The 239-nt window shown below is 71.5% G+C and carries 1 pseudogene; it reads left to right on the forward strand.

The window, feature by feature from the left end:
• Nucleotides 1-239 (forward strand): annotated as a pseudogene (locus KVT14_RS21215) (transcription termination factor Rho); the annotation flags it as partial.

Genomic DNA, 239 nt, shown 5'->3' on the forward strand with positions numbered 1-239 from the left:
CGAAGCGGTTCTTCGGCGCCGCGCGCAACATCGAGCACGGCGGCTCGCTCACGATCCTCGCCTCGGCGCTGGTCGTGACCGGGTCCAAGATGGACGAGGTCATCTTCGAGGAGTTCAAGGGCACCGGGAACATGGGGCTCCGGCTCTCCCGGTCGCTCGCGGACAAGCGGATCTTCCCGGCGGTGGGCGTCCACGCGTCCGGGGCCCGCTGCGTGGGGGACCTCCTCGCCCCGGACGCG

Source organism: Cellulomonas sp. GbtcB1, assembly GCF_019091725.1.
Taxonomy (GTDB): Bacteria; Actinomycetota; Actinomycetes; order Actinomycetales; family Cellulomonadaceae; genus Cellulomonas.